This window comes from Kocuria dechangensis, from assembly GCF_014636775.1.
Classification (GTDB): Bacteria; Actinomycetota; Actinomycetes; order Actinomycetales; family Micrococcaceae; genus Kocuria; species Kocuria dechangensis.
The window spans coordinates 111,664-133,803 of the sequence record NZ_BMEQ01000009.1; the positions used below are offsets into that span (position 1 = coordinate 111,664).

Annotated in this window: 20 protein-coding genes and 1 other RNA gene; 9 read left to right on the forward strand and 12 right to left on the reverse strand. The window is 73.2% G+C overall.

Annotation, left to right across the window (positions count from 1 at the left end; genetic code table 11):
* Positions 1-118: 118 nt before the first annotated feature.
* On the forward strand, positions 119-547 hold the full coding sequence (locus tag IEW07_RS10345) for a Fur family transcriptional regulator (protein WP_188536896.1): 429 nt from the start codon (positions 119-121) through the stop codon (positions 545-547).
* Positions 548-626: 79 nt separating this feature from the next.
* A complete protein-coding gene (locus IEW07_RS10350) occupies positions 627-1,541 on the forward strand; it encodes a diacylglycerol kinase family protein (RefSeq protein WP_229741744.1) in 915 nt (304 codons plus the stop codon).
* Between the two features lie 24 nt (positions 1,542-1,565).
* On the opposite strand, the gene IEW07_RS10355 is transcribed toward IEW07_RS10350, so the two are convergent.
* The 6 genes from IEW07_RS10355 to guaB1 form a co-directional block, all read right to left on the reverse strand.
* A complete protein-coding gene (locus tag IEW07_RS10355) occupies positions 1,566-2,444 on the reverse strand; it encodes a metal ABC transporter permease (protein ID WP_188536900.1) in 879 nt (292 codons plus the stop codon).
* Positions 2,441-3,256: a metal ABC transporter ATP-binding protein gene (locus tag IEW07_RS10360; protein ID WP_188536903.1), complete on the reverse strand. Its 816-nt coding sequence runs from the start codon at positions 3,254-3,256 to the stop codon at positions 2,441-2,443. The genes IEW07_RS10355 and IEW07_RS10360 overlap by 4 nt, the downstream gene beginning before the upstream one ends.
* Entirely contained in the window at positions 3,253-4,269 is a 1,017-nt protein-coding gene (locus tag IEW07_RS10365; protein ID WP_188536905.1) for a metal ABC transporter solute-binding protein, Zn/Mn family, read from the reverse strand. The genes IEW07_RS10360 and IEW07_RS10365 overlap by 4 nt, the downstream gene beginning before the upstream one ends.
* A 205-nt stretch (positions 4,270-4,474) precedes the next feature.
* Positions 4,475-5,557, reverse strand: a complete 1,083-nt coding sequence (locus IEW07_RS10370; protein WP_188536907.1) for a hemolysin family protein — start codon at positions 5,555-5,557, stop codon at positions 4,475-4,477.
* Positions 5,554-6,903, reverse strand: a complete 1,350-nt coding sequence (locus IEW07_RS10375) for a hemolysin family protein (RefSeq protein WP_188536909.1) — start codon at positions 6,901-6,903, stop codon at positions 5,554-5,556. The genes IEW07_RS10370 and IEW07_RS10375 overlap by 4 nt, the downstream gene beginning before the upstream one ends.
* Positions 6,904-7,082: 179 nt before the next feature.
* On the reverse strand, positions 7,083-8,540 hold the full coding sequence (guaB1, locus tag IEW07_RS10380) for a GMP reductase (protein WP_188536911.1): 1,458 nt from the start codon (positions 8,538-8,540) through the stop codon (positions 7,083-7,085).
* 242 nt (positions 8,541-8,782) lie between these two features.
* Here guaB1 and IEW07_RS10385 point away from each other — a divergent pair, with 242 nt between their 5' ends.
* From IEW07_RS10385 to IEW07_RS21745, 3 genes are all read left to right on the forward strand, one after another.
* On the forward strand, positions 8,783-12,613 hold the full coding sequence (locus IEW07_RS10385) for a multifunctional oxoglutarate decarboxylase/oxoglutarate dehydrogenase thiamine pyrophosphate-binding subunit/dihydrolipoyllysine-residue succinyltransferase subunit (protein ID WP_188536913.1): 3,831 nt from the start codon (positions 8,783-8,785) through the stop codon (positions 12,611-12,613).
* Between the two features lie 122 nt (positions 12,614-12,735).
* Positions 12,736-13,335 carry a GDSL-type esterase/lipase family protein gene (locus IEW07_RS10390; protein ID WP_188536915.1) on the forward strand — a complete coding sequence of 200 codons (600 nt, stop codon included), beginning with the start codon at positions 12,736-12,738 and terminating at the stop codon, positions 13,333-13,335.
* Between the two features lie 137 nt (positions 13,336-13,472).
* A complete protein-coding gene (locus tag IEW07_RS21745) occupies positions 13,473-13,547 on the forward strand; it encodes a 50S ribosomal protein bL37 (RefSeq protein ID WP_095343185.1) in 75 nt (24 codons plus the stop codon).
* 136 nt (positions 13,548-13,683) lie between these two features.
* Here IEW07_RS21745 and rsrA read toward each other — a convergent pair whose 3' ends face one another.
* Entirely contained in the window at positions 13,684-13,950 is a 267-nt protein-coding gene (gene rsrA / locus IEW07_RS10395) for a mycothiol system anti-sigma-R factor (protein WP_188536917.1), read from the reverse strand.
* 2 nt (positions 13,951-13,952) lie between these two features.
* Positions 13,953-14,621 carry a sigma-70 family RNA polymerase sigma factor gene (locus tag IEW07_RS10400; RefSeq protein ID WP_188536919.1) on the reverse strand — a complete coding sequence of 223 codons (669 nt, stop codon included), beginning with the start codon at positions 14,619-14,621 and terminating at the stop codon, positions 13,953-13,955.
* 342 nt (positions 14,622-14,963) lie between these two features.
* Here IEW07_RS10400 and IEW07_RS10405 point away from each other — a divergent pair, with 342 nt between their 5' ends.
* From IEW07_RS10405 to hisN, 4 genes are read left to right on the forward strand one after another with little or no spacing between them, the layout of a single operon-like run.
* The gene (locus IEW07_RS10405) at positions 14,964-15,503 is read left to right on the forward strand and encodes a DoxX family membrane protein (protein WP_188536921.1); all 540 of its coding nucleotides are present in this window, start codon (positions 14,964-14,966) and stop codon (positions 15,501-15,503) included.
* 41 nt (positions 15,504-15,544) lie between these two features.
* The gene (aroA, locus tag IEW07_RS10410; protein ID WP_229741746.1) at positions 15,545-16,900 is read left to right on the forward strand and encodes a 3-phosphoshikimate 1-carboxyvinyltransferase; all 1,356 of its coding nucleotides are present in this window, start codon (positions 15,545-15,547) and stop codon (positions 16,898-16,900) included.
* Entirely contained in the window at positions 16,890-18,008 is a 1,119-nt protein-coding gene (gene rsgA / locus IEW07_RS10415) for a ribosome small subunit-dependent GTPase A (RefSeq protein WP_188536925.1), read from the forward strand. Before aroA ends, rsgA begins: the two co-directional genes overlap by 11 nt.
* Before the next feature lie 38 nt (positions 18,009-18,046).
* Entirely contained in the window at positions 18,047-18,844 is a 798-nt protein-coding gene (gene hisN, locus IEW07_RS10420) for a histidinol-phosphatase (protein ID WP_188536927.1), read from the forward strand.
* 55 nt (positions 18,845-18,899) lie between these two features.
* On the opposite strand, the gene IEW07_RS10425 is transcribed toward hisN, so the two are convergent.
* The 4 genes from IEW07_RS10425 to IEW07_RS10440 all read right to left on the reverse strand — a co-directional run bounded on the left by IEW07_RS10425 (position 18,900) and on the right by IEW07_RS10440 (position 21,744).
* Positions 18,900-19,694: a DUF4190 domain-containing protein gene (locus tag IEW07_RS10425; protein ID WP_188536964.1), complete on the reverse strand. Its 795-nt coding sequence runs from the start codon at positions 19,692-19,694 to the stop codon at positions 18,900-18,902.
* Between the two features lie 233 nt (positions 19,695-19,927).
* Positions 19,928-20,295: a transfer-messenger RNA gene (ssrA, locus tag IEW07_RS10430) on the reverse strand.
* 92 nt (positions 20,296-20,387) lie between these two features.
* Positions 20,388-20,864 carry an SsrA-binding protein SmpB gene (smpB, locus tag IEW07_RS10435; protein ID WP_188536929.1) on the reverse strand — a complete coding sequence of 159 codons (477 nt, stop codon included), beginning with the start codon at positions 20,862-20,864 and terminating at the stop codon, positions 20,388-20,390.
* 190 nt (positions 20,865-21,054) lie between these two features.
* Positions 21,055-21,744 (reverse strand): TetR/AcrR family transcriptional regulator, encoded by a 690-nt coding sequence (locus tag IEW07_RS10440; protein WP_188536931.1) that lies wholly within the window; start codon positions 21,742-21,744, stop codon positions 21,055-21,057.
* Between the last annotated feature and the right edge of the window lie 396 nt (positions 21,745-22,140).

The window sequence follows — 22,140 nt, forward strand, 5'->3', positions numbered from 1 at the left end:
GCCGCCCGTCCCGGGGCGGGACGGGCGGCACGCGCCGGGCGGCAGTTGTTAAGCTGGGGGTGCAGCCCCCTCCGGGACCAGACGAGGACCACACGGGGACCATACGGAAGGACGAGGCGTGAGCGTGAGGACGACCGGGCGCGGCCCGAGCGAGGTGCGCAACACCCGCCAGCGCCGCGTGATCGCGGAGGCCCTGACCTCCCTGGAGGACTTCATCTCCACCCAGGACCTGCACGCGCTGCTGCGGGAGCGCGGCGAGTCCGTGTCCCTGGCGACGACCTACCGTATCCTGCAGTCGATGTCCGAGCTCGGGGAGCTCGACGTCCTGCGCAGCGACGACGGCGAGGCGATCTACCGCCGGTGCTCCGCTGAGCACCACCACCACCACCTCGTGTGCCGCCGCTGCGGGGCGGCGGTGGAGCTGGAGGCCCCCGCCGTCGAGGAGTGGGCCGGGCGCACCGCCGCGGCCCACGGCTTCACGGAGGTCGACCACACGGTGGAGATCACGGGCGTGTGCGCCGCGTGCAGCGCCCAGGACCGCGAGTGAGCCGCCCCTGTCCCGGCGGGCCCCGGTGACCGGCCCCCGGCGCTCCCCCCGCCCCGGGACGGGGACCTGGTTCCTGGCCGTGAACCCCACCGCCGGCCGCGGCCGCGCCCTCGAGCACGCGCACCGCGCCGCCGAGCTGCTGCGCACGGGCGGCGACGACGCCGTGGTGCTCGCCGCGCCCGATCCCGCGGCCCTGGTCGAGCTGGTCCGCGACCGGCTGCGGGCCTCCGCCCTGACGGCCCGCGCCCTCGTGGTCGTGGGCGGGGACGGGATGGTGCACGCCGGCCTGGGGGTGCTCGTGGAGCTCGCCGGGCAGGGCGTCGCGATCCCCCTCGGGATCGTCCCCTCGGGCAGCGGCAACGATCTGGCGCGCCACCTCGGCGTGCCGGACCGGGACCCCGAGGCCGCGGCCGGGCGGATCCTGCGCCGGCTCGACGAGCCCGTGCCCCGCCTGCTCGACGTGGGGCGCGCGCGCTTCGCGGACGGCCGCACCGCCTGCTTCGCGACGGCGCTGTGCGCGGGCTTCGACGCCGCGGTCAACGAGCGCGCCAACCGGTGGCGCCGGCCCGCCGGGTCCGCCAAGTACCTCGGCGCCGTGCTCGTGGAGCTGCTGCGGCTGCGCACCATCTCCTACCGCCTGGAGGTCGTGGACGCCGCCGGGGCCGTCCGGGAGGAGCGGCGGGAGGCGATGCTGCTCAACGTCGCGAACACGTCCTCGATCGGCGGGGGCCTGCGGATCGTGCCGGACGCCCGGCACGACGACGGGCTGCTGGAGCTGTTCAGCGTGGCCCCGATGGGCCGGGCCCGGTTCCTGCGGGTGTTCCCCACCCTGTTCACCGGCCGGCACGTGGGGCTCGACGCGGTGCGGATCGAGCGCGTGCGCTCGGTCGCCGTCGACGCCGCGGACGTCACCGCCTACGCGGACGGGGAGCGGCTCGCGCCCCTCCCCGTCCGCGTCGACGTCCTGCCCTCCGCCCTGCGCGTGCTGGCCTGAGCCCGGCGCCGCCGGAGGGCCCGGTCAGCGGCGGGAGCGCACGGTCGCGGCCGCGCGGGAGAGCAGCCAGAGCAGGAACGAGATCGTGGTGACGTACGGGCTGATGGGCAGCGACCCGCCCAGCGCCAGGAGGATCCCGCCGACCATCGCGAGCTCCGCGAACACCACGGACAGGACCACGATCCGCACGGGCGAGGCCGTGAGGTTCATGGCCGCCGCCGCCGGGGTGATCAGCAGCGCGAGCACGAGCAGCGCGCCCACGATCTGCACGGACATCGCGACGGCCACGCCCAGCAGGACCATGAACACGACCGAGATCCCGCGCACGGGCAGCCCCTTCGCCTCGGCGGCGAGGGGGTCCGCGCTCGCGAAGGTCAGCGGCCGCCACATCACGGACAGGCCCACGAGCACGACGGCGGAGAGCACCGCCATGCTGGTGAGCTGGACGGGGTCCACGGAGACGATCTGGCCGGTGAGCAGGGAGAACTTGTTCGCCGAGCGCCCCTGGTACAGGGACAGGAAGAGGATGCCGAGGCCCAGTCCGAAGGGCATGAGCACGCCCACGACGGAGTTGGACTCCCGGGCCCGCAGCCCCATGAGGGCCATGACGAGAGCCGCCAGCACGGAGCCCGCCAGGGAGCCCGTCACCACGTCCGCGCCCACGAGCAGGGCGGCGGCCGCTCCCGCGAAGGACAGCTCGGCGATGCCGTGCACGGAGAACGCGAGGTCGCGCATCATGACGAACGTGCCCACCACGCCGCCGACGAGCCCCAGCAGCGCGCCGGCCCAGATGGAGCTGCTGAGCAGGCTCAGCAGCTCCCCGTAGTCCTCGAAGACGAAGACGGACGAGACGACGCGATCCCAGTCGAGGGCCGCCGGGAGGGACGGGACCCCGGGGCTCACAGGGCCATCTCCTGGTCGTCGTGGGTGTGGTGGGAGCTGTCGGGGTGGCCCACGACCACCACGCGGCCGCCGGTGCGGACCACGTCGATGCGGGTGCCGTAGAGCTCCGAGAGGACGTCGCCGCGCAGCACCTCGTCGGGGGTGCCGACCCGGAACCTGCCCCCCGCCAGGTACAGGACCCGGTCCACGTGCTCGATGATCGGGTTGATCTCGTGGGTGACGAACACGACCGCGGCGTCCGTGCGCCGGCGCTGCTCGTCCACCAGCTCGCTCACGGCGTGCTGGTGGTGCAGGTCCAGGGACAGCAGCGCCTCGTCGCACAGCAGCAGCTCCGGGTCGCCGGCGATCGCCTGGGCGATCCGCAGCCGCTGCTGCTCCCCGCCGGAGAGCGTGCCGACCGGGGCGTCGGCGTAGGACCCGGCGCCCACGAGCTCCAGCAGCTCGTCGACGCGCCGCCGGACGGAGCGGGTGCCCAGCCGGATCCCCCACCGGTGGCCGTCCACGCCGAGGCCCACGAGGTCGCGTGCCCGCAGCGGGGTGGAGGCGGCGAAGGCCCGCTGCTGCGGGACGTAGCCGATGCGCCCCGAGCCGCGGCGCGGCGGCTCCCCGGAGACCTCCACGGTGCCGGTGGTCAGGGGCAGCAGGCCCAGGAGGACCTTGAGGAAGCTGGTCTTGCCGGTGCCGTTGCCGCCGAGCACGGCGAAGTACTCGCCGGGACGGATGTCCAGGTCGAGCCCGTCCCACAGGACGCGGTCGCCGAACGCCAGGCCGGCCCCGCGCAGGGAGACGACGGGACGGGTCGCGGTGCTCACTCCGCGGCCGTCCCGCTGCTCCGGGGCGGCAGGGTCCCGAGGGCCTCGAGCACCCGGTCGACGTTGCCGTCCATCCACTCGAGATAGCTGGTGCCCTCGGGCAGCGTCTCGGTGAACTCGACGACGGCGGCCCCCGCCTCCCGGGCGTCGTCGCGCAGCTGCTCGGTCTGGCCCGAGGCGGTCTGGGCGTTGAACGCGAGGAGCTGGACGTGGCCGTCCGCGATCTCCCGGCGGATGTCGCGGAGCACGAGCGGCGGGACGTCGGTCCCGCCCTCGATGGCCGCCGTGAACTCGGTGGGCGTGTCGTCGTGCAGCCCCGCGTCCTCCAGGAGGCGGACGGCGACCGGCTCCGTGGCCACGAACGCGGCGCCGTCGGCCGGGGCCTCGGCGAGCCGGCGCTCCAGGGCCGCGAGCTCGCCGGCGAAGGCCTCGGCGTTGGCCCCGTAGGCGTCGGCGCCGTCGGGGTCGAGCTCCGCCAGCCGGTCGGCGATCGCGCGCGCCACCTCGTCCGTCGAGCCGAGGTCGTACCAGACGTGCTCGTTGAGCCCGCCGTGGTCGTGCTCGTCCTCCCCGGCGGGCTGCGTCTCCCCTGCCGGTTCCTCGGCCGGCTCCCCGGTGGCGGCCTCCAGACCGGACGCCTCGACGGCGTTCACGACGGGGGCGTCGCCCTGCGCCGCGAGGTCCTCCATGAAGGCGTCGTAGCCGCCGCCGTTGAGGACCACGAGGTCCGCGTCCCGGACGGCGAGCCGGTCCTGCGCCGTGGCCTCGTAGGAGTGCGGGTCCTGGGCCGTCGAGTCGATGACGGGGTCGACCACGACGGCGTCGCCGCCGACCTCCCGGACCACGTCGGCCCACACCGAGGTGGTGGTGACCACGCTGAGGGCGTCGGAGGAGGCCTCACCGGTGGGCGCCTCCCCCTGGCCGCAGGCGGTGAGCCCGAGCAGCAGGGCGCCGGCGAGGCCCGCCGCGCGCAGGGGGCGGTGCGCGTGCGCCGCGGGGAGGGGTGTGGTCATGGTGGATCCGTTTCTGCGCGGCCGGGCCCGGTCCGGGCCGGCCGCGGGACGTCGGGGAGCCGCTCCCCGGATGAGAATGATTTTCATTTGCGCCGCCCATGGTACCAAGGGCCCGCGCCGGCCCACAACGCGCGGGCCCCCGGCCGGCACGGAGGGGTCCGGGCGGCCGGGGGCCCGCGGTGCAGGGCGGACGGTCAGGGGCCGGTCAGCGCGGCGGGTCGGAGGAGTCCACCCGGTCCCCGCGGCGCTGCCGCCGGTCCTGGGTCGTGTCCCGGATCTCGCCCACGAGCTCCTCGATGACGTCCTCCAGGAACAGCACGCCCAGCGTGCGCCCCCCGGCGTCGACCACGCGCGCCAGGTGCGACCCGGTGCGCTGCATGGCCGCGAGCGCGTCGTCGATCTCGATGTCGGGGCGCAGGTTGGCGAGCGAGCGGACCCGGGTGACGGGCACCGGCTCGTTGTAGCGGCTCTCCGGGATCGACAGGACGTCCTTGATGTGCAGGTACCCGTTGAGCTCGCCGTCGTCCTCGGTCAGCGCGAAGCGGGAGAACCCGGTGCGGGCCACCGCCTTCTCGACCTCGGCCGGGGAGACGTCCTCGGGGAGGGTGACGAGCTGGCCCAGCGGGACCATGACGTCCTCCGTGCGCTTCGAGGAGAACTCCAGGGCGCCGGAGAGCAGGCCGGTCTCGTCCGCGACGGTGCCCTCCTTGGTCGACTCCTCCACGATGGACTGCAGCTCGTCGAGGGTGAAGGTCGAGGACACCTCGTCCTTCGGCTCGATCCCCATCAGCTTCAGGACGTGGTTGGACATCCAGTTCAGGGTCGCCGTGACCGGCTTGACCACGCGCGAGACGAGCACGAGCGGAGGGGCCAGCAGCAGCACGGCGCGGTCCGCCGCGGAGACGGACATGTTCTTGGGGACCATCTCCCCGAAGACCACGTGCAGGAAGGTCACCACGACCAGGGCCGTGAGGAACCCGCTGACGTCGGCGACCTCCGCCGGCACGCCCAGGTGCTCGAGCGGCCCGGACACGATGTGGTGCAGCGCCGGCTCGGAGATGTTGAGGATCAGCAGCGAGCACACCGTGATGCCCAGCTGGCAGCAGGCCAGCATGAGGGAGACGTGCTCCATCGCGTACAGCGCCGTCCGGGCCCGCTTGTTGCCGGCGTCGGCGAGCGGCTCGATCTGGCTGCGCCGCGCGGACATGACGGCGAACTCGCCGCCCACGAAGAACGCGTTGCCGGCCAGCAGCACCACGAGCCAGGCCAGTCCTGCCCAGTCGCTCATCGCCGTCCCTCCTCGGTCGTCGCGGTCTCGGCGGCGTCGTCGGCCGGCGGTGGTGCCGGGACGAAGCGGATCCGGTCGACCCGCCGCCCCTCCATCCGGGAGACCACGAGCTCCCCGCCCTTGACGGGCACGGAGTCCCCGGGGGCCGGGATCCGGCCGAGCCGGTCCATCATGAACCCGCCCATGGTCTCGTACGCGGGCCCGTCCTCGATGTCGAGCTCGGTGATCTGCTCGGAGACCTCGTCCGGGCGCAGCAGGCCCGGGAAGAACCACTCGCCGGTCGCGGACTGCAGGGCGCCGGGGCTGAGCCGGTCGTGCTCGTCGGAGACCTCCCCCACGACCTCCTCGACGAGGTCCTCCAGGGTGACGACCCCCGCGGTGCCGCCCCACTCGTCGACGACGACGGCCATCTGGAGCCCGCCGGAGCGCAGCTGCACGATCAGGGAGTCGAGGTGGACGGTCTCGGGCACGCGCAGCACGTCCTCCATGATGGCCCCGCACTCGAGGGCGGCGCGGCGCTCCGCGGGAACGGCCACGGCCTTCTTGACGTGGACCACGCCCCGGACGTCGTCCGGGGAGTCCTCGATGACGGGGAAGCGGGAGTGGCCGGTGCGGGACGCGACGGCCACGACCTCGGCCACGGAGTCGTGGGAGTCGAGCATCTGCACCCGGATCCGCGGCGTCATGACATCCGCGGCCGTGCGCTCCGCGAACGTGAGGGTCTTGGCCACGAACGCGGCCGTGCCGGCGTCGAGGGTGCCCATCTTGGCGGAGCGGCGGACCATCGAGGACAGCTCCTCCGGGGAGCGCGCGCCGGAGAGCTCCTCCTTGGCCTCCATGCCGAACAGGTGCAGGACGCGGTTGGCGACGCCGTTGAGGCCCAGGACGAACGGCTTGAACACCGCGGTGAACACCAGCTGCGGCCGGGCCACGACCCGCCCCACCCGGTACGCCTCGGCGATCGCCCAGTTCTTGGGGACCAGCTCGCCCAGCAGCATCGACAGCAGCGTGGAGAGGAGCATCGAGATGGCCAGGGTCGCCCCGCCGGCCGCGGCCCGGGACAGGCCGGTGAGCTCGACGATGGGCTCCCGCAGGAAGGACTGGAGGGCGAGGTCCAGCGTGTAGCCGGTCAGCAGCGTGGTCAGCGTGATGCCGAGCTGGCAGCTGGAGAGCTGGGTGGACAGGGACTTCAGGCACCTCAGGAGGGGCTCCGCCCCGCGCTCGCCCCGGGCGACGCCGCGGCGGACGGTCGTCTGGTCGAGGGCCACGAGGGAGAACTCCACCGCCACGAAGAAGCCGGTGCCGAGGATGAGGAGCAGGCCGGCGGCCAGCAGCAGCCAGTCCATCAGGCGGTGCCTCCCCGGGCCGGGCGCGGGCGGGGCGCCGGGAAGGGGTCGTCGGAACAGGGGCGGGCGGGGGTGCCGGCGCTGGGGCCGCGGCGGGAGCCGCTGCGGCCGGGCCGGCAACTACTGAACGAGTCCATGAGGGCACCAGACTACCGGAGCGGAACCCTCCGGAGGGGTGCTCACGACCAGCTGACGGGGCGCGCCCTGCCCTCCTCGTAGCCGGAGAGGGACTGGACGCCGACCACCGCGCGGGCGGCGAACTGCTCGAGGGTCGTGGCCCCCGCGTAGGTCATGGAGCTGCGCACCCCGGCGGTGATGTGGTCCACGAGGTCCTCGACGCCGGGCCGCTGCGGGTCGAGGTACATCTTGGAGCTGGAGATGCCCTCCTCGAACAGGCCCTTCCGGGCGCGGTCGAACGCCCCCTCCCCCCGGGTGCGCTCCCGCACGGCCCGGGTCGAGGCCATGCCGAAGCTCTCCTTGTAGGCGCGCCCGTCGGCGTCGACGTTGAGCTCCCCCGGCCCCTCGTGGGTGCCCGCGAACCAGGAGCCGATCATCACCTGGCTCGCCCCCGCGGCGAGCGCGAGCGCGACGTCCCGCGGGTGCTTGACGCCGCCGTCCGCCCAGACGTGCTTGCCGAGCTCGGCCGCGGCCTCCGCGCACTCGAGCACCGCCGAGAACTGCGGGCGGCCCACCGCCGTCATCATGCGCGTGGTGCACATGGCGCCGGGGCCCACCCCGACCTTGACGATGTCCGCCCCGGCGTCGACGAGGTCCTGCACGCCGTCGGCCGTGACCACGTTGCCCGCCACCACGGGGACCTCCGGGTCCAGGGAGCGGACCTGCTCGAGGGCCTCCATCATCCTGCGCTGGTGGCCGTGGGCGGTGTCGACGACCAGCACGTCCACCCCGGCGTCCAGCAGGCCGCGGGCCTTGCCTCGTACGTCCCCGTTGATGCCGACCGCGGCGCCGACCCGCAGACGGCCCCCGGCGTCGACGGCGGGGGTGTAGATGGTGGAGCGCACCGTGCCCTTGCGGGTCAGCACGCCCACGACGCGCTCGCCGTCGAGCACGGGCGCCACGTGCGCGCGGGTCGCGGTCAGGCGGTCGTAGGCGGCCGCCAGGACGTCCTCGGCGGAGTCCCCGCGCAGCTCCTCCACCGAGAAGACGGGGGCGTCGGTGCGCATGATCGACCCCAGCTGGGTGAACCGGTCCACCTCGGTGCAGTCGGCCTCGAGCACCACCCCGCGGTAGGAGCGCCCGGGCCCGCACACGACCACCGCGCCGTGCGGGCGCTTGTGCATCATCCCGAGGGCGTCGTGCACGGTGTCCTCCGCGCCGAGCACCACCGGGGTCTCGAAGCGGGGCGAACGGTTCTTCACCCAGCGGGTGACGTCCGCGATCACGTCGAGCGGGATGTCCTGGGGGAGGATGCCGAGGCCCCCGCGGCGGGCCATGGTCTCGACCATCCGCCGCCCCGTGACGGCCGTCATGTTCGCGGCCACGAGCGGGACGGTGGCGCCCGTCCCGTCCGGCGGCGTCAGGTCGACGTCGAACCGGGACGTCACCCGGGAGCTCGAGGGGACCAGGAAGACGTCGCTGTACGTGAGGTCCGAGGCGGGGGTGTTGAGGAATCGCACGCCCGCCAGTCTAGTGGCGGCCCGGCGGACTAGCCGGGCGCGGGGCAGATCACTAGACTCGACCGGAGGTACGGCCGCGCCCGGTGACGACCGTCCGGGACGTCCGGAGGACGACGCCGGCAGCTGTCGCGGGACACGGCCGGGACGGAACACCCCGGCGGGTCCGGATGCTGCTGGGACAGACACTGTGGAGGCCGGAAGAAGGCCCCCACGCGACCAACGATGGAAGAGGCGTATTCCCCGTGCCAAATCAGCCACAGCATCTGATTCCTGAAGAATTCGCAGGTAACGAGTGGCTCGTCGACGAACTGTTCGAGAAGTACCAGGCGGACAGGAACTCGGTGGACAAGAAGTGGTGGCCCATCTTCGAGGCCATGGACGCGGAGAACGGCGCGGCGCCGGCGGAGGCCTCCCGGCCCGCGCCCGCGGCACCGGCCCCCCGTGCCACCGCTCCCCAGGCGGCGCCCAGGGCGGCCGAGGCACCGAAGCCTCCCGCGCCCCAGGCCGCCGCGCCGAAGGCCGCCGCGGCCCCGCAGCCGGCCGCCTCCCCCCAGCCCGCGAAGTCCGGCGCGAAGGCAGAGGGCCACCCCGAGACCAACCACGGCGAGGCCGAGGCGAAGAAGCCCATCCCGGCCCAGCCCGCCCGCCCCGCGGCCAACCACGCCGCTCCCGCGCCCGAGGCGAAGGACCAGATCGTCAGGCTCCGCGGGCCCGCCAAGGCCGTGGCCGCCAACATGGACGCCTCCCTCACGGTGCCCACCGCCACCACCGTCCGCGCGGTCCCGGCCAAGCTGCTGATCGACAACCGCATCGTCATCAACAGCCACCTCGCCCGCAACCGCGGCGGCAAGGTGTCCTTCACGCACCTCATCGGCTACGCCCTGATCAAGGCGCTGGCGAACTTCCCGTCCCAGAACGTCGTCTACGCCGAGCAGGACGGCAAGCCGGTCGCGATCCACCCCGCGCACGTCAACTTCGGCCTGGCCATCGACATCCCCAACAAGGACGGCTCCCGCAACCTCGTGGTGCCGAACATCAAGGGCGCCGAGACCATGGGCTTCATGCAGTTCTGGGAGGCGTACGAGGACATCGTCCGCCGTGCCCGCAACAACGAGCTGACCATGGAGGACTACCAGGGCACCACCGTGTCCCTGACCAACCCCGGCGGCATCGGCACCGTCCACTCCGTGCCCCGCCTCTCCAAGGGCCAGGCCTGCATCATCGGCGTGGGCGCACTCGACTACCCCGCGGAGTACAAGGGCGCCTCCCCCAAGACGATCGCCCGCAACGCGGTCTCCAAGATCATCACCCTGACCTCGACCTACGACCACCGGGTCATCCAGGGCGCCGGCTCGGGCGAGTTCCTGCGCCTGATCGAGTCCTACCTGCTGGGCGAGGGCAACTTCTACGACGAGATCTTCGAGGCCCTGCGGATCCCCTACGAGCCCGTGCGCTGGGCCGTGGACAACCAGGTCAACCCCGAGATCCAGGTCAACAAGGTCGCCCGGATCCAGCAGCTCATCCACGCGTACCGGGTCCGCGGCCACCTCATGGCCGACACCAACCCGCTCGAGTACGTGATGCGCAAGCACCCCGACCTCGACATCCGCACCTACGGCCTGTCCCTGTGGGACCTCGAGCGCGAGTGGCCCACCGGCGGCTTCGGCGGCGCGGACGTGCTGAGCCTGCGCACCATCCTGGGCCGCCTGCGCGACGCGTACTGCCGCACCGTCGGCGTGGAGTACATGCACCTGCAGGAGCCCGAGGAGCGCGAGTGGTTCCAGGGCCAGCTCGAGCACGGCTACCAGAAGCCCTCCCGCGAGGAGCAGTTCCGGATCCTGGGCCGGCTCAACGCCGCCGAGGCGTTCGAGACGTTCCTGCAGACCAAGTACGTGGGCCAGAAGCGCTTCTCCCTCGAGGGCGGCGAGGCCCTGATCCCGCTGCTCGACGAGATCATCTCCGACGCCGCCGACGCCGGTCTCGCCGGGGTGGGCATCGCCATGGCCCACCGCGGCCGGCTCAACGTGCTCACCAACATCGCGGGCAAGTCCTACGCCCAGGTGTTCCGCGAGTTCGAGGGCAGCCAGGACCCGCGCACCACCGAGGGCTCCGGCGACGTGAAGTACCACCTCGGCACCGAGGGCACCTTCACCTCCGACAGCGGCAACGAGACCCAGGTCTACCTGGCCGCGAACCCCTCGCACCTCGAGGCGGCCGACCCGGTGATCGAGGGCATCGCCCGCGCGAAGACCGACGTCCTCGGCGCCGGCCCCGAGGGCGACGGCTCCTTCCCGGTGCTGCCGATCCAGGTCCACGGCGACGCGGCCTTCGCGGGCCAGGGCGTCGTGGCCGAGGTCCTGCAGATGGCGCAGCTGCCCGGCTACGCCGTGGGCGGCACCATCCACGTCGTCGTCAACAACCAGGTGGGCTTCACGACCGCGCCCTCCGCGGCCCGCTCCTCCACCTACGCCACCGACCTCGCCAAGGGCGTGCAGGCGCCGATCTTCCACGTCAACGCCGACGACCCCGAGGCCGTCACCCACGTGGGCCAGATGGCCTTCGCCTGGCGCCAGGCGTTCCACAAGGACGTCATCATCGACCTCGTGTGCTACCGCCGCCGCGGCCACAACGAGGGCGACGACCCCTCGATGACCCAGCCGCTGATGTACAACCTCATCGAGCAGAAGCGCTCGACCCGCAAGATCTACACCGAGAACCTCGTGGGCCGCGGCGACATCACCCAGGAGGAGGCGGACCGCGCGCTGAAGGACTACCAGGAGCGCCTGGAGCGGGTCTTCGCCGAGACCCACGAGGCCCAGACCTCCTCGATCCCGCTGGTCACCGGGGACTCCGCCGCGATCTCCAACATCGAGCGGCCCTCCGCGCAGCAGGCCGACTCCGGCGTGTCGATCCCGCGCTCCACGGCCATCACCCCCGAGGCCGCCCACCGGATCGGCCAGGCCCACGTGGAGGTCCCCGAGGGCTTCAGCGTGCACAAGAAGCTGCAGAAGCTGCTCGAGCGCCGCGAGGCCATGACCCGCGAGGGCGGCGTGGACTGGGGCATGGGCGAGCTCATGGCCTTCGGCTCGCTGATGATGGAGGGCATCCCGGTGCGGATGTCCGGCCAGGACGTGCGCCGCGGCACCTTCACGCAGCGCCACGCGGTGTTCTTCGACGCCGGCACCGGCGCCGAGTGGACGCCCCTGAACAACCTCTCGGGCGACCAGGCGCGGCTGGCGATCTACAACTCGCTGCTGTCCGAGTTCGGCGTGCTGGGCTTCGAGTACGGCTATTCCGTGGAGCGGCCCGACGCGCTCACCGTGTGGGAGGCGCAGTTCGGCGACTTCGTCAACGGCGCCCAGACCATCGTGGACGAGTTCATCTCCTCGGCCGAGCAGAAGTGGGGCCAGCGCTCCTCGCTGGTCATGCTGCTCCCGCACGGCTTCGAGGGCCAGGGCCCGGACCACTCGTCGGCCCGCATCGAGCGGTTCCTGACGCTGTGCGCCGAGAAGAACATGGTCGTGGCGAACCCCTCGACCCCGGCCAGCCACTTCCACCTGCTGCGCCGGCAGGCCTACAGCCGCCCGCGCAAGCCGCTGGTCGTGGCCACGCCGAAGCAGCTGCTGCGCCTCAAGGCGGCGGCCTCCCCCATCGAGGAGTTCACCAGCGGCACGTTCCGCCCGGTGATCCCCGACCAGGCGGGCCTGGACGCGGCCGAGGTCACGGACGTGATCCTGGTCTCCGGCCGGCTCTACTACGACCTCGCGGCGGCGCGGGAGCAGGCGAAGGACCGGAACACCGCGATCGTGCGCGTCGAGCAGCTCTACCCGCTGCCCCTCGCCGAGATCCGGGAGGAGCTCGCCAAGTACCCGCAGGCCCGGCTCACCTGGGCACAGGACGAGCCCGCCAACCAGGGCGCCTGGCCGTTCATGGCGGTGAACCTCGTCCCCGAGCTCGACCGCAAGGTGCGCCTGGCGTCCCGCCCGGCGTCGGCGTCCCCGGCCAACGGCTCGGCCAAGCGGCACACCGCCGAGCTGGAGACCCTGGTGCAGACCGCGTTCGCGCGGGCCTGAGCCCGCCCCGGGCGGCGGGGGCCCGCGCCCCCGCCGCCCGTCCCCATCAGCGATGACCGGCGCCGGCCCGTGCCCACGGGTCGGCGCCGGTCTGCCCCCGATCCCCCGACAGAAAGAACGACGTGGAGCAACGAAGGATCAGAATTGTCGCAGTCGGTGACGAGCTGCTGGCCGGCGACGGCGACCCCCGCGCCCTCGGCTGGTTCGGCCGGGTGATGGCCCGGACCCCGCGCCATGTGGTCCCCGTCTCCGCCTACAACCTGGCCGCGCCGGGCGAGGGCAGCGAGTCCCTCAACGAGCGCTGGTTCGAGGAGGCGGCCCGCCGCTTCGCCTCCGGCCAGGACAACCGGCTGGTCATCGCCCCGTCCACGCTGGACATCGACCTGAGCATCACCAGCGCCCGCTCCCGGCTCAACATGGCGAACATCATCGACACCGCGTCCCAGCACAACGTGCGGGTGCTCGTCGTCGGGCCCCCGCCCACCCTGGACGCGGAGCGCAACCGGCGGATCGCCGACCTCTCGGCGGCCTACGCGGACGTCACGACCCGGCGCAACCACGTCTACGTCGACACGTTCAACCCGCTGCAGCACCACGAGCAGTGGCGCAAGGACCTCGCCGCGAACCACGGCCGGCCCGGCCAGGCCGGCTACGGTCTCATGGCGTGGCTCGTGCTCCACCGCGGCTGGTACGGCTGGCTGGACCTGCCCGAGCCCCAGTGATCCCCGGCCCCGACGGCGTGTGAGAGAATGGCGGGCAGTGCCTCGTCCGGCCGCCGCTGACATCACCAGACCACGCGGGAACGGACGCCGACACCCACGATCCGCCGCGGCCCGGCCGCGACAGACAGGAGGCTCGCATGAGCAAGCGAGGACGCAAGCGCAAGGACCGCCGCAAGGGCGGCGCCAACCACGGCAAGCGCCCCAACGCCTGAGGTCCCACCGGGACCCGGCACCGCCGTGACGGAAGGGCCCCGGACCGCATCAGCGGTCCGGGGCCCTTCCGTGTGCCCGGGGCGGCGGAGAGCCGGCCCGGAGGGGAAGCCCGTGCGAGCGGCCCGGGCGGGAGGCTCAGGCGGCGGGCGGGTCGTGGCGCTCGGAGTGGATCCGCGCCAGGATCGAGACCTTGAGGTCCGCCGGCGCCGTCTCCGTGCACGAGCGGCGCACGACGGAGCGGATCACGCACTCGAGGTCGTACTCGCGGGCGCACTCCCGGCACTCCAGGAGGTGGCCGTGGATCTCGTCGAGGTCCTGCGCCGGGAGCACCCCGTCGAGGTACTCGTAGATCCGGCGGATCCTCTCGTCCGTGCAGCCTCCCAGGCTCTCGCAGTCGGCCATGTCTACTTGTCCTTTTCCTTCTTCTTGTCCGCGGTCGCCCTGGAGGTGTCGAAGCCGCGCTCCGCGGCGTAGTCGGCGAGCTTCTCGCGCAGCAGCTTGCGCCCGCGGTGCAGGCGGGACATGACGGTCCCGATGGGGGTGTCCATGATCTCGGAGATCTCCTTGTAGGCGAACCCTTCGACGTCCGAGAAGTACACCGCGAGCCGGAACTCCTCGGGCAGCTCCTGCAGCGCGCGCTTGACGTCCGTGTCCGGCAGGTGGTCCAGGGCCTCCGCCTCCGCCGAGCGCAGCCCGGAGGAGGTGTGGGACTCGGCGCGGTGCAGCTGCCAGTCCTCCACCGAGTCGGTGTTCGCCTGCTGCGGCTCGCGCTGCCGCTTGCGGTAGAGGTTGATGTAGGTGTTGGTCAGGATCCGGTACAGCCACGCCTTGAGGTTGGTCCCCGGCCGGTACTGGTGGAACGCCGAGAACGCCTTGGTGTAGGCCTCCTGCACCAGGTCCTCGGCGTCGGCCGGGTTGCGGGCCATGCGCAGGGCCGCGGCGTAGAGCTGGTCGACGTACTCCATGGCGTCCCGCTCGAAGCGCGCCTTGCGGTCGTCGGGGGTCTCGGTCTCGACGTCGACGGGCGCCTCGGTCTCGGAGGGCGCAGCCGCGTGCTGGTTCTGCTCGTTCATCACGGACCAGTCTACGGGTGGCCTCCTGGCGGCGTGCGGCGCGGGGGCGGTCAAGAGCACGGAAACGGCCCCTCCTTCCCCCGGTCCCCCGGGTGTGCTCGTCGGCTGTCGGCGGGCGGCCCCTGGCCTGCCCCTGTCCGTCCAGCACAACCGAGGACCTCCTGCGGCTATTCCACGGGTCCTCGCGGGGCGGCCGCGCGGACCCGTGTGCGGCGCGCTCGTGCGCCGGGCACTGGCCCCCGGCAGGGCGGCGGTGGCTAGGATGGGACGAGCGGCGCCGTCCGCCGAACCTGTCCCGCACGATCCGGCCCCGCGGTCACGCCGGCCGCAGAGGAGGAATCCATGAGCATCGTCCGTCGCATCGCCCGCCCGCTGCTGGCCACCGGCTACGTCGCCAACGGTGTCGAGAGCTTCCGCAACTCGTCCAGCGCCGCCCAGCACCTCACGCCCACGGTCTCCGCCTTCGCCAAGGCCGTCCCGCAGGCCGGGCCCGCCCTCCAGAACCCGGCCATGGTCGCCCAGGGCCTCGCCGCGGCGCAGGTCGGCGCCGCGCTGCTCTTCGGCCTCGGCAAGCTGCCCCGGCTCTCCGCCGGCGTCCTGGTGACCACCACGGCGCTCAACGCCTACGCGGACTACCGCGCGGCGGAGGCCTCCACGCCCGAGCAGAAGGCCGCCCGCCGCGGCAGCGCGTTCAAGAACGTCTCCATGGTCGGCGCCGTCATGCTCGCCGCCGTGGACACCGAGGGCAACCCGTCGCTGCTGTGGCGGGCCGAGCACCTCGCGGGGGACGTGCGCAAGAACGCCGGCAAGCTCAGCAGGGACACCCAGAAGCAGGTCGCCAAGGCGGAGAAGGCGATCCAGTCCGCGGTCAAGCACAGCTAGGCGGAGGCGGACCCAGCATCGTGAACCCGCCGGAGGCCCCCGTGCCCGCAGCCCTTCCCGACGCCGCGGAGCCGGCCCCGCAGCACGAGCTGTGGCCGGCTCCGTTCGTCGGCGACCGCCCCGTCGTGGCGTCGCTGACCGTGCCGGGCTCCAAGTCCCTGACCAACCGCTACCTGCTGCTCGCCGCTCTCGCGGACGGGCCGTGCCGTCTGCGCTCGCCCCTCCACTCCCGGGACTCGCGGCTCATGGTCGAGGCCCTGCGGGCGCTCGGCGCCCGGGTCGAGGAGGTCGAGGGGGCCGGCGACTTCGGCCCCGACCTCGTGGTGACTCCCGCCTCCTGGGACGACACGGAGCCCGTGACGGTCGACTGCGGCCTGGCGGGCACCGTGATGCGCTTCGTGCCGCCGGTCGCCGCGCTCGGCCGCCGCGCGGTGACCTTCGACGGCGACCCCGGCGCCCGGGTGCGCCCCATGGGCCCGGTGGTCGAAGCCCTGCGCGGTCTCGGGCTGCGGGTCGAGGACGAGGGCCGCGGCCGGTTGCCCTTCACGGTCCACGGCGCCGGCGGGGTCCGGGGCGGGGAGCTGGTGATCGACGCGACCGCGTCGAGCCAGTTCGTGTCCGCGCTGCTCCTCGTGGGCGCCCGCTTCGAGGAGGGCCTCGTCCTGCGCCACCGCGGCGCCGACGGCCGCGGCGTGCCCTCCATGCCGCACGTCGAGATGACGGTCGAGGTGCTCCGGGAGCTCGGGGTCGACGTGGACGACTCCGTGCCCGACGAGTGGCGGGTGGCGCCCGGGCCGGTGCGGGCCTTCGACGTCGAGATCGAGCAGGACCTCTCCAACGCCGGCCCCTTCCTGGCGGCCGCGGTGGTCACCGGCGGGCGCGTCTCCGTGCCCCGCTGGCCGGAGCGCACCACGCAGGGCGGGGACCACTGGAAGCAGATCCTGCCCGCCTTCGGCGCCGAGGCGGAGCTCGCCGGCGGGACGTTCACGGTGGGCGGCCCGGCCGTGGTGACGGGCGTGGACCTCGATCTCTCCGAGGCCGGGGAGCTGGCCCCGACCGTGGCGGCGATCTGCGCCGTGGCCACGACGCCCTCCCGGCTGCGCGGCATCGCGCACCTGCGCGGCCACGAGACCGACCGCCTCGCCGCCCTCGTGGCGGAGATCAACCGGCTCGGCGGGGACGCCGAGGAGACCGAGGACGGGCTGGTCGTGCGGCCGGCGCCCCTGCACGGCGGCACCTTCCGCAGCTACGAGGACCACCGCATGGCCACGGCCGGGGCCGTGGTGGGGCTCGTGGTCCCGGACGTGCTCGTGGAGAACATCGCGACGACCGCCAAGACCCTGCCGGAGTTCCCGCGGCTGTGGGCCGAGCTCGTGGGGACGGACCGTGGCGCGTAAGGACTCCAACCGCCAGGACTCCACGAGCCGGGACTGGGACGAGTCGGACGTCCGCGTCCGGGCGCGCAAGTCCGGCTCGCGGCCCCGCACCAAGGAGCGCCCCGCCCACGAGGACGCCGTGACGGGGCGGATCGTGACCGTGGACCGCGGCCGGTACACGGCCGTGCTCGACGAGGACACCGCGCAGGAGCGGATCGTCGTGGCGGTGCGGGCCAAGGAGCTGCGCCGCCGGCCCGTCGTGGCCGGGGACCTCGTGGGCCTGGTGGGCGACGTCAGCGGCGCCCCGGACACCCTCGCCCGGCTCGTGCGGATCGAGGAGCGCTCCACCGTGCTGCGCCGCAGCGCCGACGACGACGACCCGGTCGAGCGGGTCGTCGTGGCCAACGCCGACCAGCTCGTGGTGGTCGTGGCCGCCGCCAACCCCGAGCCCCGCACGGGGTTCATCGACCGCTCTCTCGTGGCCGCCTACGACGCCGGGATCGAGCCGCTGCTGTGCATCACCAAGACCGATCTGCGCGACCCCGCCGAGCTGGTCTCCCACTACACCGCGCTCGAGCTGCCCGTGCTCGTCTCCGGCCCCGCGCCGGGCGCCGCCCCCGGTGACGGCACGCTGCCCCTGGACCCGGGCCTCGTGGAGGCCCTGCGGGAGCGCCTCGACGGCCACGTCTCCGTGCTGCTGGGGCACTCGGGGGTCGGCAAGTCCACGCTCGTCAACGCCCTCACGGGCGCCGACCGGGCCACCGGCGGGGTGAACGCCGTGACCGGACGGGGCCGGCACACGTCGTCGTCGGCCCTGGCCCTCAAGGTCGAGGGGGCCTCCCCCGGGTCGTGGATCATCGACACCCCCGGCATCCGCTCCTTCGGCCTGGCCCACGTGGACCACGACCGGATCGTCGAGGCCTTCGACGAGCTCGCCGAGGCGATCGCCGGCTGCCCCAAGGGCTGCCGGCACACGGAGACCTCCCCCGGCTGCGCCCTGGACGCGTGGGTGGCCGAGGGCCGCGCGGGGGCCGCCGGCCCGTCGCGGCTCGCCTCGTTGCGCCGCCTCCTCGGCGCCGGGGCCCGGGCCGGCGAGCTCCGGGACGAGAAGGAGCTCGGCGTCTCCTGACGCCCGGGCCGGCCCGCCGTTCGGGGTAGGTTGGTTCAATGCGCAGTCCCAGCAACTACACCGACGACCTCCGCCTCGCCCACATCCTGGCCGACGCCGTGGACCGCCTGACCATGCGGCGGTTCAAGGCCCAGGACCTCGTGGTGGAGAACAAGCCCGACCTCACGCCCGTGACGGACGCCGACCGCGAGGCCGAGCAGCTGATCCGCGCCCAGCTGGGGCGCACGCGCAACCGGGACGCGGTGATCGGCGAGGAGTACGGGGCCACGGGCAGCGGCGCACGGCAGTGGGTCGTCGACCCCATCGACGGCACCAAGAACTTCGTCCGCGGCGTGCCCGTGTGGGCCACGCTGATCGCCCTCGTCGACGAGGGCAGGCCCGTGGTCGGCGTGGTCTCGGCCCCCGCGCTGGGCCGGCGCTGGTGGGCGGCCGCCGGCACGGGCTCGTACACCGGCAAGTCCCTCGCCAACGCCCAGCGGATCCACGTCTCCCAGGTGTCCAGGCTCTCCGACGCCTCGCTGTCCTACTCCTCCCTCACGGGATGGCGGGACCGCGGCGTGCGGGACCGCTTCCTGGAGCTCACCGACGAGGTGTGGCGGACCCGCGCCTACGGGGACTTCTGGTCCTACTGCCTCGTGGCCGAGGGCGCCGTGGACATCGCCTGCGAGCCCGAGCTGAACCTGCACGACATGGCCGCGCTCGTCCCCCTGGTCGAGGAGGCCGGGGGCCGGTTCACGTCCCTCGAGGGCGAGCCCGGTCCGTTCGGCGGCAACGCCCTGGCCACCAACGGGCTGCTCCACGACGAGGTGCTGGGGCTGCTGGCACCCGCGCGCTGACGGCGCGGGCCGCGCGTCCCGGACCGGGGTCCGGGCCGGGCGGCCCGCCGGCGGGTCACTGCGGGATCGTGTCCATCCCCAGCTCGTCGGTGAGGCACTGCTCGAGGGCCGCCTGGTCGTTCAGGTACTGGCTGCAGGGGCCGTTGATGGCGTCCATCAGCGGGCCCATGAACGAGGCCACCAGCACGAACATGAGCACGCTGGCGAGGATGCCGAGCACGCTCAGCACGATGCCGACGACGGGCATCGCCTTGGACGCTCCCGGCACGCGGCCGAGCTTGCGCAGGGCCACGATGCCGAGGACCAGGCCCACCAGTCCCGGGATGAGGCCGAACCCGAGCAGCCACGAGGTCAGCAGGGACAGGATGCCCAGGACCAGCGCGGCGATGCCCAGGCCGGTGCCGGCGGGCTTCGGGGCGCCGCCGTACTGGCCCATGTCGTACTGGCCCTGGTACTGACCGGGGTAGCCCTGCTGCGCGTACTGGCCCTGGCCGTACTGCCCCTGGGGGTACTGGTCCTGGCCGTACTGGCCCTGCCCGTACTGGCCCTGCCCGTACTGGCCCTGCCCGTACTGCCCCTGTCCGTACTGCCCCTGTCCGTACTGCCCCTGGTCGTAGGACGGGGGCGGGTAGGAGCCCTGCTGGCCCTGTCCGTACTGACCCTGCCCGTACTGCGGCGAGGCGTACTGGTCACCGGCCGAGCCCTGGCCGTAGCGCGGCGGCTCGTAGGAGGGCCCGGAGGGGGCGCCCTCGACCCGCTGGCCGTACTCGGGCACGTCGTCGCCACCGTAGCTCGACGACCCGCCGGCACCGGTTCCCGACGGCTCGGAGGTGTTGTCGTTCTGGCTCATGGCGTTGCCCTTTCGGTCGGTGGCGGTACGCCTCCAGCTTGTCACACGGGCACCCCGTGCCGGTGGCGCCCGGCACCGCCCGGAACCGTCGGCACGGGCTCGGGCGCTCGGCGCGGCGGGGACATCCCGGCACCCTCGCGGACGGGGTCCCCGCGACGGCGTCGAGGACCCTCGCCGAGATCCGGGCACGAAAAAACCGGGGAGCGCCTCGCGGCGCTCCCCGGTCAGGGATCTCGTGGAGATGGGGGGAATTGAACCCCCGTCCGATGCAGCATTGTCAGGGCTTCTCCGGGTGCAGTCTGCTTTGCGTTTTCTCAGTCCCGGCCCTCGTGCAGACACGTGGCCGACGGACTCAGTCGCGTAGGTGTTCTCCAGACGCCCGCGACGTACGGCTGGAGCAGTGGCCCTCTAGCTGATGCCAGGTCCCGGGGCGAAGGCACACCCGGGCTGACAGACTGCTATCGCTGGTTAGGCAGCGAGAGCGAAGTCAGTGCGCTTGGATTCGGCACTTATTGTTTTACAGAGAGCGTTTACGAGATAACTCTGCGTCCTCGACCCGCTTCCCCTGTCTCAACTCACATCGTCGAAACCGATCATCCCCGTATTCATTTTTCAATGAGACCCCGCCTCGGCGGGACACATCAGTCTACCGCGCGGTACGACCACCCGCAAGGGGGTCGGTGGGCGCCGGGCTCAGCCCAGGTTCTTGTAGCGCATCGCGCGCTGGGCCTCGCGGTTGTCCTGCTTCTCCCGCAGGGCCTGGCGCTTGTCGTACTCCTTCTTGCCCCGGGCCACCGCGATCTCGACCTTGACCCGCTTGCCGTCCACGAAGTACAGGGACAGCGGGACGATGGTGAAGCCGCTCTCCCGCGTCTTCTGCTCGATCTTGTCCATCTCGGTGCGGTGGAGCAGCAGCTTCCGCCGTCGCCGGGCGGCGTGGTTGGTCCACGAGCCGGCGAGGTACTCGGGGATGTAGACGTTCTCCAGCCACAGCTCGCCGTTCGTGAACTGGCAGAAGCCGTCCACCAGGGAGGCGCGACCCATGCGCAGGGACTTCACCTCGGTGCCCATGAGGGCCAGTCCGGCCTCGTAGGTGTCGACGATGTGGTAGTCGTGCCGGGCCTTCTTGTTGCTCGCGATGACCTGGCGGCCGGTGTCCTTCTTGGCCATGGTCCACCTCCTTCGGGGCGTTGTGGTTATCGGGGCGTCGTGGTTCGACGTCGGGCGCCACCGCACCGGAGCGCGGCAGAACGACCATCCTACGGTACCCCGCGGTACGGGACCGTCGTGCCGCCCGGCGCGCGGCCCGCCGGGTCCCCGGCCGGAGGCCCAGCAGGGTGTCCGGCCGGGCGTGCGCCGCTCACCCGTCCGCGTCCTCCTCCCGGCGGTCCTCACGGGGTCCGTCACAGGCGTGCTGCGCGGTGCTCACCGGATCGCTCCCCGGTGCCAGCGCCCGCCCGACGAACTCCATCACCTCGTCGAGGACGTGCTCGGGGAGCTCCCGGGAACCGTCCGCGGGGGCTCCGGTCCCGGCCTCCCAGAGCACCCAGCGCAGCCCAACCATCTCGCCGATGCCCATGAGCGCCCACGCGGCGACCTCGGGGTCCATGGGCCGGACCTCACCGGCCGCCTGCGCGGCTCGCAGGCCCGCCGTGCAGGCCTCCACGATGCGCGTGTAGTGCAGGCGCAGGGCCCCCGGCGAGACGAACTCCGCCTGGCGGATGATCCGGTACAGCGCGGGGTGCTCGGCGGCGAAGCGGAAGAAGGCCCGGAACCCGGCGCGCTCGGCGCCGCTCCGGGTCTCCTCCACCGCCGCGGCGCGCGCCATCGCGTGGCGGACGCGGCGGTTGAGGTCCTCGACGACCTCGTCGAAGATCTCCTGCTTGCCCGCGAAGTAGAGGTAGAAGGTGCCGAGGCCTGTCCCCGCGGTCTCGGTGATCCTCGCGACGGAGGCCTCGTGGTAGTCGACCGACTCGAAGACCTGCTCGGCGGCCGCCAGCAGGCGGGCCCTGGTGCGGGCGCCGCGGACCGTGCAGGGTGTGTGGTTCACGGACGTCCCTCCCCCCTCGGCGTGCGGCGGCCGTGACGCCCGCGGGGACGCGGCACGGCGAACGCGCAGCCGTCCCGGCGACCGCCGTGCTGTCCCCACACCCGCGCCGGCCCCATCGCTGGCTGTCCCCGCCGCCGTGCTGTCCTCGCGGCGTGAGGAGCGTCCGGCCGGCTTCCCCCTGTGGTGCCACCCCGCGTGAGCAGGACCTCCGGCACCGCCGTGCTCACGACCCCCGAGAGCGGACGGGCGGTTCAGGCCGTGTCCGCAGAGTATGACCCGCCCTCCACCTGGTCAACCGCAAATCCGGCCCGACCACCGAAGAGACCACACGGTGCGGCCCACACGTCACGGCCCGCACGGCACGCCCCGGACGGTGCGGCCCGGACGGTGCGGCCC

Coding starts and splice junctions, on each gene's coding strand:
- IEW07_RS10365 (WP_188536905.1), bottom strand. CDS start 4,269: ATGACCACACCCCTCCCCGCGGCGCACGCGCACCGCCCCCTGCGCGCG.
- IEW07_RS10370 (WP_188536907.1), bottom strand. CDS start 5,557: ATGAGCGACTGGGCAGGACTGGCCTGGCTCGTGGTGCTGCTGGCCGGC.
- IEW07_RS10375 (WP_188536909.1), bottom strand. CDS start 6,903: ATGGACTGGCTGCTGCTGGCCGCCGGCCTGCTCCTCATCCTCGGCACC.
- rsrA (WP_188536917.1), bottom strand. CDS start 13,950: ATGGCCGACTGCGAGAGCCTGGGAGGCTGCACGGACGAGAGGATCCGC.
- IEW07_RS10400 (WP_188536919.1), bottom strand. CDS start 14,621: ATGAACGAGCAGAACCAGCACGCGGCTGCGCCCTCCGAGACCGAGGCG.
- IEW07_RS10405 (WP_188536921.1), top strand. CDS start 14,964: ATGAGCATCGTCCGTCGCATCGCCCGCCCGCTGCTGGCCACCGGCTAC.
- hisN (WP_188536927.1), top strand. CDS start 18,047: ATGCGCAGTCCCAGCAACTACACCGACGACCTCCGCCTCGCCCACATC.
- IEW07_RS10425 (WP_188536964.1), bottom strand. CDS start 19,694: ATGAGCCAGAACGACAACACCTCCGAGCCGTCGGGAACCGGTGCCGGC.
- smpB (WP_188536929.1), bottom strand. CDS start 20,864: ATGGCCAAGAAGGACACCGGCCGCCAGGTCATCGCGAGCAACAAGAAG.